At 70.5% G+C, this 13,320-nt stretch carries 13 protein-coding genes; 6 read left to right on the forward strand and 7 right to left on the reverse strand.

Features of this window, described 5'->3' with window-relative positions:
- Nucleotides 1-74 precede the first annotated feature (74 nt).
- Nucleotides 75-1,394, reverse strand: coding sequence for a DUF4419 domain-containing protein (locus ABT186_RS00665; RefSeq protein WP_351234805.1), 1,320 nt, complete (start codon nucleotides 1,392-1,394; stop codon nucleotides 75-77).
- A 236-nt stretch (nucleotides 1,395-1,630) separates the two neighbouring features.
- Here ABT186_RS00665 and ABT186_RS00670 point away from each other — a divergent pair, with 236 nt between their 5' ends.
- Both ABT186_RS00670 and ABT186_RS00675 read left to right on the forward strand, forming a co-directional pair.
- Nucleotides 1,631-3,247 (forward strand): esterase-like activity of phytase family protein, encoded by a 1,617-nt coding sequence (locus tag ABT186_RS00670; RefSeq protein WP_351922767.1) that lies wholly within the window; start codon nucleotides 1,631-1,633, stop codon nucleotides 3,245-3,247.
- A 35-nt stretch (nucleotides 3,248-3,282) separates the two neighbouring features.
- Nucleotides 3,283-4,632, forward strand: coding sequence for a histidine-type phosphatase (locus tag ABT186_RS00675; protein WP_351922769.1), 1,350 nt, complete (start codon nucleotides 3,283-3,285; stop codon nucleotides 4,630-4,632).
- 88 nt (nucleotides 4,633-4,720) lie between these two features.
- Here the strand turns inward: ABT186_RS00675 and ABT186_RS00680 are convergent, their stop codons facing one another.
- Nucleotides 4,721-5,641, reverse strand: coding sequence for a DUF1918 domain-containing protein (locus tag ABT186_RS00680; protein WP_351222313.1), 921 nt, complete (start codon nucleotides 5,639-5,641; stop codon nucleotides 4,721-4,723).
- A gap of 132 nt (nucleotides 5,642-5,773) precedes the next feature.
- Complete coding sequence (locus ABT186_RS00685) at nucleotides 5,774-6,487, reverse strand: CBS domain-containing protein (RefSeq protein ID WP_351222311.1); 714 nt, start codon at nucleotides 6,485-6,487, stop codon at nucleotides 5,774-5,776.
- A 352-nt stretch (nucleotides 6,488-6,839) separates the two neighbouring features.
- Here ABT186_RS00685 and ABT186_RS00690 point away from each other — a divergent pair, with 352 nt between their 5' ends.
- Together ABT186_RS00690 and ABT186_RS00695 are read left to right on the forward strand one after the other, a co-directional pair.
- The gene (locus ABT186_RS00690) at nucleotides 6,840-7,640 is read left to right on the forward strand and encodes a ribosome hibernation promotion factor (RefSeq protein ID WP_351222309.1); all 801 of its coding nucleotides are present in this window, start codon (nucleotides 6,840-6,842) and stop codon (nucleotides 7,638-7,640) included.
- 104 nt (nucleotides 7,641-7,744) lie between these two features.
- Complete coding sequence (locus ABT186_RS00695; RefSeq protein ID WP_351222307.1) at nucleotides 7,745-8,200, forward strand: archease; 456 nt, start codon at nucleotides 7,745-7,747, stop codon at nucleotides 8,198-8,200.
- A gap of 41 nt (nucleotides 8,201-8,241) precedes the next feature.
- On the opposite strand, the gene ABT186_RS00700 is transcribed toward ABT186_RS00695, so the two are convergent.
- The 3 genes from ABT186_RS00700 to ABT186_RS00710 all read right to left on the reverse strand — a co-directional run bounded on the left by ABT186_RS00700 (nucleotide 8,242) and on the right by ABT186_RS00710 (nucleotide 11,068).
- Nucleotides 8,242-9,786, reverse strand: a complete 1,545-nt coding sequence (locus tag ABT186_RS00700) for an RtcB family protein (RefSeq protein ID WP_502973119.1) — start codon at nucleotides 9,784-9,786, stop codon at nucleotides 8,242-8,244.
- Nucleotides 9,787-9,890: 104 nt separating this feature from the next.
- Nucleotides 9,891-10,526, reverse strand: a complete 636-nt coding sequence (locus tag ABT186_RS00705) for an MBL fold metallo-hydrolase (RefSeq protein WP_351922771.1) — start codon at nucleotides 10,524-10,526, stop codon at nucleotides 9,891-9,893.
- Between the two features lie 263 nt (nucleotides 10,527-10,789).
- On the reverse strand, nucleotides 10,790-11,068 hold the full coding sequence (locus tag ABT186_RS00710) for a universal stress protein (RefSeq protein WP_351222301.1): 279 nt from the start codon (nucleotides 11,066-11,068) through the stop codon (nucleotides 10,790-10,792).
- On the opposite strand from ABT186_RS00710, the gene ABT186_RS00715 reads away from it, so the two are divergent.
- Nucleotides 11,013-11,489 (forward strand): Hsp20/alpha crystallin family protein, encoded by a 477-nt coding sequence (locus tag ABT186_RS00715; RefSeq protein ID WP_351222300.1) that lies wholly within the window; start codon nucleotides 11,013-11,015, stop codon nucleotides 11,487-11,489. The genes ABT186_RS00710 and ABT186_RS00715 overlap by 56 nt on opposite strands.
- A gap of 629 nt (nucleotides 11,490-12,118) precedes the next feature.
- Nucleotides 12,119-12,415, forward strand: coding sequence for a hypothetical protein (locus ABT186_RS00720; RefSeq protein WP_351222298.1), 297 nt, complete (start codon nucleotides 12,119-12,121; stop codon nucleotides 12,413-12,415).
- A gap of 270 nt (nucleotides 12,416-12,685) precedes the next feature.
- Here ABT186_RS00720 and ABT186_RS00725 read toward each other — a convergent pair whose 3' ends face one another.
- Nucleotides 12,686-13,048: a hypothetical protein gene (locus ABT186_RS00725; RefSeq protein WP_351222296.1), complete on the reverse strand. Its 363-nt coding sequence runs from the start codon at nucleotides 13,046-13,048 to the stop codon at nucleotides 12,686-12,688.
- Nucleotides 13,049-13,320 lie beyond the last annotated feature (272 nt).

Here is a 13,320-nt window from a genome sequence, read left to right on the forward strand (position 1 = left end):
CCGGAACGGCGAGACGTGCTGTCCGACCTGCCGCGCCCCTCGGCGGTGTCGGCTCCGACCGCTGATCACCTTGTTCAGAGCGCCCGCAGGGCATTGCCGAGGTCTGGGCCGCGGGTTTCCCAGCAGCGGATGTCACCGGCATCGGAGACCAGGTCACCCAGGTACCAGTCGCCGTCGACGGCCCGGACCACACAGAGCCCTTCCAGGTCGATCGCGCAGGTGGCCTCGAGGGGTTCGCCGTCGAGGGTGACACTGCCTGGTGCGTCGAGCAGCCGGGCTTCCGGGCAGCCGGTGACGCGCCGGACATCTGCCAGGGACCAGGGCTCGGGCAAGCGCTCGTCCCGGCGCTCGGTGGCAGGGAGGAGCTCGACCACGGCGTGGCCGAGTTGGGGCCGGATCCATGCGCCGTCGCGCTCGATGCCGAGCACGCCGCCGAGGAAGGCCATGTCGAATGTGCCGGCGGGGGTCTCCCAGCGGAACGGGACGCGGGACACATGGGAGGGGAAGTGCTCTTCCGCAGTACTGCCTGGGCCGAACGACTGCTTGGGAGAAGGACCGTCGTCGGTGTAGCGGTGGGCGAAGAACGCGTTGATCCAGCCCGTGACCCGGTCGCCGCCGGAGAGCGACTCCCACTTGTAGAGCGAGCACCAGAATGCGTGGTCTGTACCCCATCCCGAGGCCGTCGCGCTGATCGCATCCAGCACCGGGTGCAGCGCGGTGAACCACGGCCGCAGGTCTTCGAACCACCCCGCCAGCTCACGCACCCGGGCCGCCAGCAGGCGCCAGTCCCGGTCCGTGCCCTCCAGCCGGATCCGCGGAATGCCGCAGAGCGTCTGCCAACGGAAACGGTAGTACGGGCTGACCACGTCCATCAGCGTCACCAAGGCGGCTGTGGCGTCGGCGCGGGTGGTGGTCGAGAACGCGGGCTGGAAAAGGTCTGCCACCTCGGCGCCGATGCGGTCGCGGAGAGGTTGCTGCACCAGGTTGATCGAGCGCTCCCAATCCAGTGGGGCCAGGTCGTCGCGGACAGCGATGGTCTGCCGGTGTCCGGGCGTATCGGTGAACAGCCCTGCGTATGTGCCCGAGTTCAGGCGGACGTGGACGGCCACCTCGTGTACGACGGCGTACCAGAGGAGGTCGGGCGAGAGGCTCAGCGGCAAGTGGGCTGCGAAGCACAGGTGGATGGCACGCAGCAGGAGGCTCGAAGTGGGTTCGGTGATCTCCGGACCGTCACTGGACCGGCCGACGAGGCGGTCGGTACTGCGGTGTTGGAAGCTCGCCGGGTCACGGAGCACTGCCCGCAGGAAGCGTTCGTTGTCGAGTTCGGTGAGATCGGCGGCAAGCCGTGCGGCCTCGGCGTCCTCGCCGACCGGCAGGTCTATCTCGAATGCCATCCGTCCCCCCGGACGCGTAGATCAGCCCCGATCATATGGGCCGGCGGACTTCACCGGGCCTGAGTTGCTCGTCATCGTCGGCTGCATGACCGGTAGGGCGGCGCCGGTAGGCCGACCGGCCCGCTGAGGCTCGGCACGCTTTACCACTGCTGTACCTTCCGGATGCCCCTTGGCCATTCGTGGTGATCAGACTTCCGGTCGCGCGCCATGGTGACGCGCGACGAGGAGGGGATCTGATGAACCGTCTGGGAATCGTGACCGCGGCCGCCACGGCCGTTGTCCTGTCCCTGGTCGGCACCGGACCGGCCGGCGCCGGGACGCCGAAGCTCCAGGCACGCGACGACGCCTACACCGCGCACGCCGGGCGGACGCTGACCATCGGATCGCGGCATGGCGTACTGGCCGACGACTCCGGCAGCCCGACGACTCTCGTTGCGCACACGAAGACCGCCCACGGCACGCTCGCCCTCAAGCAGGACGGTTCGTTCAGCTACACACCCGACGCCGGCTACCACGGCACCGACACCTTCACCTACACGATCAGCGACGCCGTACGGCTGTACCAGACCCACCTCAAGCCCCTCGCCGTCATCGGCGGGGTGCCGGTCACGGCCGGGGCGTACGGTTCGTCTCTGTACCCGGTGCCCGGCTCGAAGGACGAGTTCTACGGCCTCACCGACCGGGGCCCGAACGTCGACGCGCCGAACGGCGGCAAGGTGCTGCCGCTGCCGGACTTCGACCCCGCGATCGGAAAGTTCCGGCTGCGAGGCACCAAGGCCGTACTGGAGCGGACGATCCCGCTGCGCGCCGCCGACGGCACCCCGTACAACGGGCTCGTCAACTCCCAGGCGAGCACCGGCGAGAACCTCGTCGACCTGAACGGCACCGCGCTGCCGCACTCCCCGTACGGTTACGACTCCGAGGGCCTGGTGGCCATGCGCGACGGCACCTTCTGGGTGTCGGACGAGTACGGGCCCTACATCACGCACTTCGGCCGCGACGGCCGGGCCATCGAGCTGCTCTCGCCCTTCGACGGCTCGCTCCCCGCCGAGCTGGCCAAGCGCGTGCCCAACAAGGGCATGGAAGGGCTGACCGTGACCCCCGACGGCCGCACGCTCGTCGGCATCATGCAGTCCGCGCTCCAGCAGCCCGACCTGCCGAGCAGCGTCAAGGTCAAGAACGTCACCACGCTGCGCATCGTCACCTACGACCTGCGCACCCACGCCACGCACGAGTACGTGTACCTGCTCGACGACCCCAAGACGAACAGCGGCGCGGTCAGCGAGATCACCGCCCTGAGCAGTACCCGCTTCCTCGTCGACGAACGGGACGGGAAGGTCGAACCGGGCGCCTACAAGAAGCTGTTCGCCATCGACATCTCGGGCGCCACGGATATCGGCCCCTCGTCGACGGTGCCGGGCGCCGCGTACGACGCGGCCAAGGGCGGGCTGCTCGTCGGCTCGGACCGGCAGACGATCGAGGGCTACGTGGGCGCCGGCAACACCGCGACCGCCACGGCCGCCCTGCAGTCCGCAGGCATCACCCCGGTCGCCAAGCGCCTCGACCTCGACCTCGGTAGCCTGGTCAGTGGCCTCGACCCGACCGGCGGCTTCTTCGGCCACGACAAGATCGAGGGCGTCGCCACGACGGACGGCGGCCGCACCATCGTCGTCAGCAACGACAGCGACTTCGGTGTCGACGGCGTCTCCGACTCGACCCCCACCCCGCCCTACTCCCTGTATGCCAAGGTCCTCCCGAACGGCACTCAGGACGACGGCGAGTACCTGGCCGTCGACACCACCCGCCTCCCTGCCGCGACCAGCACGGCGAGCGTGACGATCAACGTCAAGTGACCGCCCGCGCCACAGAGCCCCGAAAGGACCCCGGCATGAAACGTGCCTTCCTGTCCGGAGCCGTCCTGGCCGTGACCCTGGCGTCGGCCTCCGCCGCCCTCCCGGCGCAGGCCGACGCCGCACACGCCGACGTCCGGCACTACTACACGACCAAGACGCCCTACGCACCGCAGGAGCGCCTTGCCGACTACCAGCCCTTACCCAAGGGCTTCGCCCCTGTCTTCACCGAGAACGTCGCCCGGCACGGCTCACGCGCCATGTCGGACAGCGGCGACGGCGACGCGGTCCTCGCGGTGCTCAACAGCGCTCAGCAGCAGGGCGCGCTGACCGCCCTCGGCAAGCAACTCGCGCCGCAGGTCGAGGCGCTGCTCGCCGCGGGCTCGTCGATCGGCTACGGCAACCTCTCCGGCCTCGGCGCCCAGGAACAGCGGCAGACAGCCCTGCGCATGGAGCGTCGTCTGCCGTCCCTGTTCGCGGACATCGCCGCCAAGGACGAGCCCATCGAGGTCGAAACGTCGGGCGTGGCCCGCGCCGTGGCGAGCGCGAAGGCCTTCACCGGCGGACTGACCGAGGGCGACCCGGCGCTGGCCCCGCGCATCCAGGCCCCGGTCACCAACAAGAACCTGCTGTACTTCCACAAGCAGCCGCAGAACGCCGACTACCAGGCGTACCTGGCGAGCGACCCGGAACTCGCCGCGGTGCTCGCCGAGATCGACGGGCGGCCCGAGACCGCGAAGGCGGCCCGGAACGTCGTATCCCGCCTGTTCACTCCGGCCTTCGTGACGGCGATGTCCGCCGACGACCGGATCTCGTTCTCCCGCTCCCTGTACGAGCTCTACAGCGCGTCCGCCGACCTGCGCGTCGAGGCACCCGACGTGGACCTCGACGCCTTCCTCCCGGCCCGGGACGCCAAGTGGTTCGCGTACCTCGACGACGCCGAGGAGTTCTACCAGAAGGGCCCCGCCTTCAAGGGCCGCACCATCACCTACAAGATGGCCGGCGTCCTGCTGGACGACCTGTTCGCGCAGGTTCGGGCGAAGGCCGGCGGCACCAGTGACAAGGGCGCCGTGCTCCGCTTCACCCACGCCGAGGAGATCGAGCCGCTCGCCGTACTGCTCGGCCTGCCCGGCAGCACCAAGCAGGCGGACCCGGCCGATCCGTACACGTACCGGAACAACCCCTGGCGTGGAGCGACGGTCGCCCCGATGGCGGCGAACATCCAGTGGGACCTGTACGCCAGGACGTCGCCACGGGGCACGAAGTACCTGGTGCGGATGCTCTACAACGAGAAGGAGACCGCGTTCAAGCCCTCCTGCGAGCCGGTCGCCAGGGGCAGTTACTTCTACGACCTGAACGAGCTGGAGCGCTGCTTCGACCGGAACTGAAGCGACTGGCGGGCCTGCGACCAGGGCCTGGTCGTCGCGGGGTCCTGGTCGTGGAATGCGGCACCGGGGGAGAGCCAGGCCGAGCTATTCACTGATCGGCCGGCTGGATACGGCGACCCGTGAGGCGCCTGGGCTGGATCGACACCCACATCTCACGTGCGCCGCCCGCCCATGGCTCGGTGTGGGCATGCTCGGTCAGCCGCCGCACGACGTCGGGCTCCGTGACAATCCGCGCGGAGCCGACGACGAGCACGCTCCAGCCCTGGCTCATGGCCTCGTCCATGTGGTCGACCTCGAAGGCGACCTCCGCTCCCACGGCCGCCGCGGGCACGGAGTCGGGCGCCGTCCGGTAGGCGATCGCGCCGTCGATGACCTCGTAGTTCACCGGGACGACCGCCGGACCATCGGGAGTCGACACCGCGATGCGCCCCACACCGTGTGTGGAAAGGAGGCTGCGGCATTCGTCGGGGCCAAGGTGCCGCAGCTCAGGGTGCAGGAGTGCGTGACCCTGGCCCGGCGGCAGATCGATGCCGCCCCCACGCAGGGCCGCGACGCTGGTGCCCAGCGCCGTCGCCAGGCGGATGAGAGTCGCCAGGCTCGGATCGGCCGGCTGCTCTTCAAGGTATGCGAGGTAGTCCGGCGCCATTGCGGCGCGGCGGGCAGTCTCTTCCCGGCTCAGGCCCTGTCGCTTGCGTTCGGCGGCCACGCGTCGGCCGATGTCGCCAGGGTTGGGTACTCCGCCGAGCGAAGCCGCGCCGGGCACCGCACCCGCCTCGACCACACCCGGCGGCCGGGAAGGCTCGTGCGTACTCACTGGCTCGTGCGCGACGTGACGGACGTGCGCGTCGGGCCCGGGGAACAGGAGGGTCACCTCGCCCGTGTCCGACCAGCGCACGTCGTAGGGAGGCGTTCCATCCGCATGGTGAAGTCCGACGATCTCGCCGTCGCGCCTGGTGGCGCCGGTCGCCGGGCTTTCGATGACGAGTTGATCGCCGAGGTGAGCTCGCATGATCGCCGCCCTTCCCTCACAGTCGTGCCGTACCCAACGTGCCACGCGCGACATGCCGACGCACGCGTGGCCGCGACGCGCCCGGCCTCCTGGAGGAACCGTGCCCTGCACGGGACCATGCGGAACCGTGCTCTACATGGGACGGCGTCGGGGGTCGATGGTCCCGGTGCCCGGCTGCGGTCGGTCCCCGGCGGCCGTGTCGTCGATGGTGTAGTCGATCATCGGCCTGACCGTGACCACGCCCTCCACGCCGCCGGCGAGCCGTTCGGCGATCTCGGCGGTGCTGTGGTTCTCGACCTCGCCGCGCAGGGTGACGACACCGTCGTGGACCTGGACCTGTACCTCGTCTCCGCCCAGCCGCAGCATCCCTTTCAGCACATCGTCACGTATCTCCACGCGGATCTCCTCGTCCGGGCGCAAGTAGACGTGGAGCAGGTCCGAGCGGCTGACGATGCCGATGATGCGGTCGGTCTCGTCCACGACCAGCAGCCGCTTGACCCGGTGGCGGTCCATCGCACGGGCCGCCTGGGCGACCGTCCAGTCGGCGTGGGCGGTGACGACGGGGGTGGTCATCAGCCCGGCGGCGTTCTCCGCGCGTGCCTTGGCCTTCTCGCGGGGCCATCCGGGCGGAGCCCCCTGTCCACCGGCCGGCTGTTCGGCCTGCTTGCGGAGCAGGTCGGCTTCGGACACCAGCCCCATCGGCGCACCACGCTCGTCGGCCACGGGCACGGCGCTGATGCCGTGGCTGGACAGAACGGAGGTGATCTCCTTGAACGGGGTGTCCGGCAAGACGGTGACGACATCGCGTGTCATCACTTCGCTGACCGTACTGTGCTGGGCGGTCATCGTCACAGCTCCTTCCTGCCCGCGCATCGCGCAGCGGACGACGGTTCGCCCCCACCTTCCACTGTGCTCCTTCTGCGCCCGGTCGCTTCCAGGGCCGGTGGTCCCCAATGTCATGCTGATGAGGGCGGCGGCCCCTGTCAGGCAGTCCGCTGGAGGAGCAGAACGCGGATGCCGTGCGGGAGTTGTTCCCGCGCCGCCTCCAGATGCCCGGGCGAGCCGCGCTCGCGTATGACGGCGGTGACCGCGGAGTGGATCCGGGGCTGGTCTGCCGGGGACGGGGCTCCGGCCGTGCGCGCAGGGCCTGTGGGCGATAAGTGTGGAAGGTGACACATCCAGGTGCAAGGAGGCTGTCATGAAGCGATCGACGCCACCACAGGCTCCTGAGATCCAAGTGGAGACCCAGGGACAGATGCCGCCGGGCGTGATCGAGTACGCGCAGGAGAAGCTGCGGGCACTCATCGGCCGGACGAGGAAGCCGGTCCTGTTCGTCCGCGTCAAGCTGACGCAGATGACCAACCCCGCCATGGCACGACCGGCGATCGCCCAGGCCAATGTGGACGTCAACGGGCGTCTCGCCCGCGCACGCGTCGCCGCCGACACCGTGACCGAGGCCGTCGACCTGCTGCAGGACCGGCTCGCTGCACGGCTGCGGCGACTGGAGGAGCACTGGGAGGCCCGACGCGGCAAGACGCCCGGGCCGCCCGAGCACGAGTGGCGGCACGGCAGCGAGCCCACCCACCGCCCCGACTACTTCCCGCGTCCGGCAGAGGAACGCCAGGTCGTGGGCCACAAATCCTTCTCCCTGGCCCGCGAGTCACCTGACGAGGCGGCCTTCGAGCTGGAGATGATGGACTACGGCTTCCACCTGTTCACCGACATCGGCACAGGCGAGGACAGCGTGCTGTACCGGTCCGGCCCGACGGGCTACCGCCTCGCCCAGGTGCACCCCCACCCCGACCTGGTCGGCCCCGTGGCTGTGCCGCTCACTGTCAGCGACCTCCCTGCCCCCGAGATGAACGTGGCCGAGGCGAAGCAGCGGCTCGATACCACCGGATTCCCGTTCGTGTTCTTCGCCGACGAAACCACCGGACGGGGAAACGTCCTGTACCACCGCTACGACGGCCATTACGGCCTGATCTCCCCGGCCGAGTAACCGCCCGGCCCGCCGCCTCGCCGTGACCGCGGACCTCGGGCGGCTGCGGAGTCGGCACTGCCCGAGTTGCGCATGTGTCACGGCGGCGCGGGAACACGGTCGGCATGGTCGGCGACATGGACGACGACAGGACCGCGCGGCGGCAGGGCACAAGCGGCCACCGGTTGGTGCCGCACACGGCCGATCTGCGGATCGAGGCGTGGGGGGTGAGCCGGGAGCAGTGCCTGGTGGAGGCGGTACTGGGGCTGGTGGGGTCCCTCGCCGACGTGTCCGGGGTGCGGCCCACGGCAGTGCAGCGGATGCGGCTGGCGGAGGCGAGTGACGAGGAACTGCTGGTCATGCTGCTGGACGAGGTCGTCTACCGCCTCGAGGTGCACGGTCAGGTGCCCGTGGACGTGGAGGCGGACACCACGGACGGCGGTCTCGATCTGCGGCTGGGGGTCGCCGACCTCGCTGACTTGGAGATCATCGGCGCCGTCCCGAAAGGCATCTCGTGGCACGGGCTGCACATCGGGCCCGGCCCCTACGGCTGGTCGTGCGCAGTGACCGTTGACGTGTGACGTGTGACGTGTGGTGAGTGACGTATGCGGCGGGCGGGGAGTCAGCCCTTGACCACGCCGAGCGGCACCAGCCGGGCCACCGTGCGGCACAGCCCCGCGCCCTCGCTCGCCGCGACCACCGCGCTCACGTCCTTGTACGCCTCCGGGGTCTCCTCAGCCAGGCTGCGCAACGACTTCGGGCGCACCGCGATGCCCTCCCGTTCCAGGCGCGCCCGCAGTTCCTGGCCCGTGATCGCGCGGGCGGCCGCGTGGCGGCTCATCACCCGGCCGGCCCCGTGGCAGGTGGAGTAGAACGCGTCGCCGCCAGTCACCCCGGTCAGCAGGTACGAGGCCGTCCCCATGGTGCCTGGAATCAATATCGGCTGGCCGAACTCCCTTATGTCCTCGGGGAGTTCGGGATGCCCGGGCGGGAAGGCCCGCGTGGCGCCCTTGCGGTGCACGCACAGCCGGCACCGCCTCCCGTCCACCATGTGCGTCTCGATCTTGGCGAGGTTGTGGGACACGTCGTACACCAGGGACAGCCGGGTGCCCGCCTCGCGGCGAAAGATACGGCGGGCCGCGTCGGACAGCAGCTGACGGTTGGCACGGCCGTAATTGGCGGCGGCGGCCATCGCGCCCAGGTAGTCCCTGCCCTCCGGCGAGTCGACCGGGGTGCAGGCCAGCTGCCGGTCGGGCACGGTGATGCCGTACCGGGTCATGGCCCGGTCCATGGCCCTCACGTGATCGGTACAGATCTGGTGGCCCAGGCCGCGCGACCCACAGTGGATCATCACGCACACCTGGCCGACGGCGAGCCCGAAGGCGGCGGCGACCGGCTCGTCGTACACCTCGGCGACCTGCTGCACCTCCAGGAAGTGATTGGCGGATCCCAGGCTGCCCACCTGACCCAGGCCCCGCTCCCGTGCCCGCCCGCTCACCTGCGTCACATCCGCGTCGGCGACCCTTCCGCCGTCCTCGCACCGCGTAAGATCGCGCTCCTCACCGTGCCCCTGCTCCACCGCGTACCGGGAGCCGCCCCGCAGGATCCGCTCCAGCTCTCCCGGCCCGATCGTCTTCCATACGCCGCCGGGGCCCGCCCCACGCGGGATCACCCGGGCCAGGCCGTCCATCACCGCGGGCAGCGTCCGCTCGATCTCCCGCCGGTCGCAGTCGGCGGCGAGCAGCCGCACCCCGCACGAGATGTCGAAGCCGACGCCGCCGGGCGAAACCACACCGCCCTCGTCCACCGCGGTCGCCGCCACGCCGCCGATGGGGAAGCCGTAGCCCCAGTGAACGTCAGGCATGGCGTAGGAGGCGCCTACGATCCCGGGCAGGGTGGCCACGTTGACCACCTGCCGCAGCGACTGCTCCGCATCCGCCAGCAGCTCCCGGGAGGCGAACACCACCCCGGGCACCCGCATGTCACCGTGCGGCTCGATACGGAAGCGGCAAGGACGTTCCTCGACGAGTTCCATCGCGGCCTCCTGCTGTGTGAACGTGCCGACGTCCCCCGTCTCGTCGGGCCGACGGGCCCACGGCGAGGGGACAGCCCGTGTGCTGCGGCACGTCATGTACGGCCGTGTACCGGGCACCAGCTGGAAGATCATCGGCGTCATCTTGTTCCCCGGCGGGTCCGCGGGTCCGCGGGTTCGCGGTCCGCGTTCCAGGTTCCTCACCGCCGCGTACCCCTGATCCGGCCCCGGTCGTCCCGTCATCGCGGGTCTTTTACGGCCGGTAGCTGCAAGGAGTACGTGCGACCCTCGATGCCCCATTCCCCCACCTGGGGCTTCGCCCCGGCATCGATCGCCCGCAGGGTGGGCCGCCCGATGTGCGCGTAGACCAGCCGCCGCACACCATGCCGTTCGGCCTGCTCGCCGACCGTGCCGACGCTCGCGTGGCCGCCCACGCCGCCACGGAACCGTAACGGCCGGTTCCACCCCGCGGCCTCGGCGAACATCAGGTCGGCCCCCGCAGCCCACTCCGGGAACTCCCAGAACTCCGGCGCCCACACCACTGCCAGGCCCTGTGCCTCGATGCGGTAGCCGTAGGCGGGATGCGAGGTGTGCGCCACCTGCCGGCACCGCACCCGCACGGCACCGAGCTCCAGGTCCCCGGCGCGCACCTGGACACCGTGCGCGGCCGCGAGCCTGCGCAAGGGGGACCGCAGCTCCGACTGCTCGTCGCTGACCAGCCAGGCGTCGAGCCGACCGAGCGGCGGCTCGGCCCCGGGGCCGCCGTCGAAGGCCGCACGGTGCCCGGCGTAGCGCAGCAGCAGGCCGGCGGGGGCGAACCGGGGCGAGTTCATCGCTCCCACACCCAGCAACGTCAGCCGCAGCCAGCGGTTCACGGGCCGCTCCCGTTTCCTGCACCTTCCGGCTTTCCGCCTCGTGCCGGCCACCATCAGGCCCGCGCGTGGCAAACAAGTCCACCGTCTTCTTGATACCCGGGTGGCCAAGATCCAGTACATGGCTGTCGGCCAGGACGCGGATCGGGGCGAGGCCGGATCGGCCCCTGCCACGGCGGGCCCGGCGAGCAGGTACGTCGCTGCGGGCCGGCCATCTGTCGGATGCCGGGCGTAGTACCGGCGGCCTCCTCGCCGAGCGGGCCGGGTCAGTGTGTGGTCCGGACGATGACGACCGGACAGTGGGCGTGGGTGGCGACGCGTCGGCTGACCGAGCCGAGCAGCCTGGGCAAGGCGTATCCCTGCGGCCGCGGCGTCCGGGCGGCCGCAGGAGCGGCCTGAACGGCCCGGCCTTGGCGGAGGAGTCGCCTGGTCGGGCCGGGAGGCGGACCATGGAAAATGGAATGACGGACCTCGCGGAGGTGAACCGCGATGACACTGCCCGTACGACACCGGCCGGGGAGCCTGCTGGGAAGGGCGTTCCCCACCTTCGGATGGGGTGAACCGGTCGCTGCCGAGTTCGACGAACTGTTTGAGCGTATGAACCGGCTGCTGGAAACCGCTGCCACCGCTCCGGCCGCACGGGCCTGGTCCCCCGCTGCGGACATGCGGGAGACCGATGACGCCTACGTGATCGAGGCAGAACTGCCCGGCGTCAAGGGAGACGACATCGACATAGAGATGAGCGAGCGGGAAGTGCACATCACCGGGGAGTACAAGGAAAGGGAGCGTGAAGGCGTACTGCGCCGCAGCACCCGCCGCACGGGGCACTTCGAGTACGACGCCCTCCTTCCCACCGATGTCAAGACCGACGACGTCAATGCAACCCTCAGCGACGGCGTGCTGACCGTCACGGTGCCCAAGGCACAGGCCGCCAAGCCCCGGCACATCGCAATCACCGGGTCCTGACGGTCCCCGTCCGGCGCGTCACGCCGTCCTCGCGCGGCAGCCGGTACGGGGTACTGCTCCCCGCCCGGCTGCCGTGCGACAGCCATTCCACCGGCACGGATCCCCACCGCGCTGCGTTCATTCCGGCACGCACGGAGTCGGCCTGTTGCACGATCCGGTACGCCTGCTCCGCCGCCGTCGGCGTGGGAACGCGGTCATCCTCGCCGTCGTGGCGGTTTCGGGCACGCCTTCGGACAGGGCCATGCGGTCACTCGACGGCGTGCCCGCCCTGGAAGGCCCCGCGTGACGACTGCAAGGCTGCATGGCTGCTCAGGCATGCAGTTGACACCGGCACCCGCGACAGTTGGGCATGAGGGTTGCGTCATATGGCCGCGGCGTGAACGGACATATGAGGAAGCAACGGCAGTTCGGCGACGACTTGGAAACGGCCGTGGGGGAGTGGGCCCGCCCGCAGACGGCCGCCGCAGACGGCCGCCGACGGAGTGGGCGCGTTCACGCATTCCGATCAGGCCGTAACCGCTGCCCGGGGTGGGGAGGAAGGACCGATCCGCGGCTCCGTCGTTGCTGATGCTGATCGCCAGCCGGTCACGGGAGTAACCGAGCCGCAGTTCGGCCGAGGGAGTGGCCGCATGCTTGGTGACGTTGGTCAGCGCCTCCTGCACGATGCGGTACGCGGTCAGATCCGCCCCGGGGGAGAGGGGTTGAGGTTCTCCCTCGGCGATGACGTGGACCATGAGCCCGGCTCTCCGGAACGACGCGGTCAGTTCCGCGAGTTGTGCGAGTCCGGGCGCGGGCTCGCCGGGTTCGTCCGCATCGCCCGCCTGACGCAACAGACCCACGGTGGCCTTGAGTTCACGTATGGCCGAGGACGTGGTGGCGGTGAGCTCGGTGACGATCTGCTCGGCCTTGTCCGGCCGGGCTCGTAGGATGCGGGCCAGCTGCGCCAGCTGGAGAAGGCCGGTTACGTGGACCGCTTCACGGATCCGGACGACCGCCGCGCCCAGCGCATCCGGCTCACCGACGCCGGCCTGGACGCCGCCCAACGGATGTGGGAGGCGAGCCATCGGGGGATCGAGCAGGCTGTGGCCCACTGGACGTCCGAGGACCGGCACCGGCTCGCCGCCCTCTTCCATCGGCTCGTCGACGACTTCATCGCCCATGCCGGGGACGAGATCGACGCGCCGCCGGCCTCGGCGTCAAGCCCGGGCGCGTACGGCCTTCCTGCCGGCGGCGAGGAGGCCGCCGCCCGCGCCCAGCGACACCAGGCCCATGGAGACGGCGGCCATGATCCCCTGCACGCCGTCGACGGCGAAGTAGCAGATCGCCGCGACGGAGCCGTTGAACAGGAACAGGAACCAGAGCACCGGCCGCGTTGACAGGAACGCCTTGATCTTCGGCTTCTGTGCGATGCGCGTGCCCGTCAGGAGGGCGACGGCGATACCGGCGTACGTGGCCACGCTCTTCTGTGTGCCGTCGAGAAGGAGCCCGGAGGCCGCGCCGGCGGCAAGTCCTGCCACGAACAGGAGCCAGAGCACGACCGATGAGAAAAGGGACTTCATGGTGGATTCCTCGGGAGCGGAGGGAGTGGAGGGGCGGTGATCGCCCGGGTCCAACGATTCCGCGGCGGGCGCTCCGCTTCGAGGGAGGCCACTCCCGAACCGGTGGTGTAGCCCGCTACACCATCGGTTCGCCTGACGAGGGTCTGAGCGGTCGACGGGTGCAGACGAAAGCCGGCCCTGCCCGGCCTAACCGGACGTGTGGGACCGGCGGGGCGGGGCACTCGCCGTGGCCCGGGGGGTGGAGGGGGCGGGGGGTGTGGGGGGCGACGAGG

The sequence above is a fragment of the Streptomyces sp. NPDC001634 genome, assembly GCF_040298185.1.
GTDB lineage: Bacteria > Actinomycetota > Actinomycetes > Streptomycetales > Streptomycetaceae > Streptomyces.

Coding starts and splice junctions, on each gene's coding strand:
- ABT186_RS00665 (WP_351234805.1), bottom strand. CDS start 1,394: ATGGCATTCGAGATAGACCTGCCGGTCGGCGAGGACGCCGAGGCCGCA.
- ABT186_RS00670 (WP_351922767.1), top strand. CDS start 1,631: ATGAACCGTCTGGGAATCGTGACCGCGGCCGCCACGGCCGTTGTCCTG.
- ABT186_RS00675 (WP_351922769.1), top strand. CDS start 3,283: ATGAAACGTGCCTTCCTGTCCGGAGCCGTCCTGGCCGTGACCCTGGCG.
- ABT186_RS00680 (WP_351222313.1), bottom strand. CDS start 5,641: ATGCGAGCTCACCTCGGCGATCAACTCGTCATCGAAAGCCCGGCGACC.
- ABT186_RS00685 (WP_351222311.1), bottom strand. CDS start 6,487: ATGACCGCCCAGCACAGTACGGTCAGCGAAGTGATGACACGCGATGTC.
- ABT186_RS00690 (WP_351222309.1), top strand. CDS start 6,840: ATGAAGCGATCGACGCCACCACAGGCTCCTGAGATCCAAGTGGAGACC.
- ABT186_RS00695 (WP_351222307.1), top strand. CDS start 7,745: ATGGTCGGCGACATGGACGACGACAGGACCGCGCGGCGGCAGGGCACA.
- ABT186_RS00700 (WP_502973119.1), bottom strand. CDS start 9,786: ATGATCTTCCAGCTGGTGCCCGGTACACGGCCGTACATGACGTGCCGC.
- ABT186_RS00715 (WP_351222300.1), top strand. CDS start 11,013: ATGACACTGCCCGTACGACACCGGCCGGGGAGCCTGCTGGGAAGGGCG.
- ABT186_RS00720 (WP_351222298.1), top strand. CDS start 12,119: ATGCTTGGTGACGTTGGTCAGCGCCTCCTGCACGATGCGGTACGCGGT.
- ABT186_RS00725 (WP_351222296.1), bottom strand. CDS start 13,048: ATGAAGTCCCTTTTCTCATCGGTCGTGCTCTGGCTCCTGTTCGTGGCA.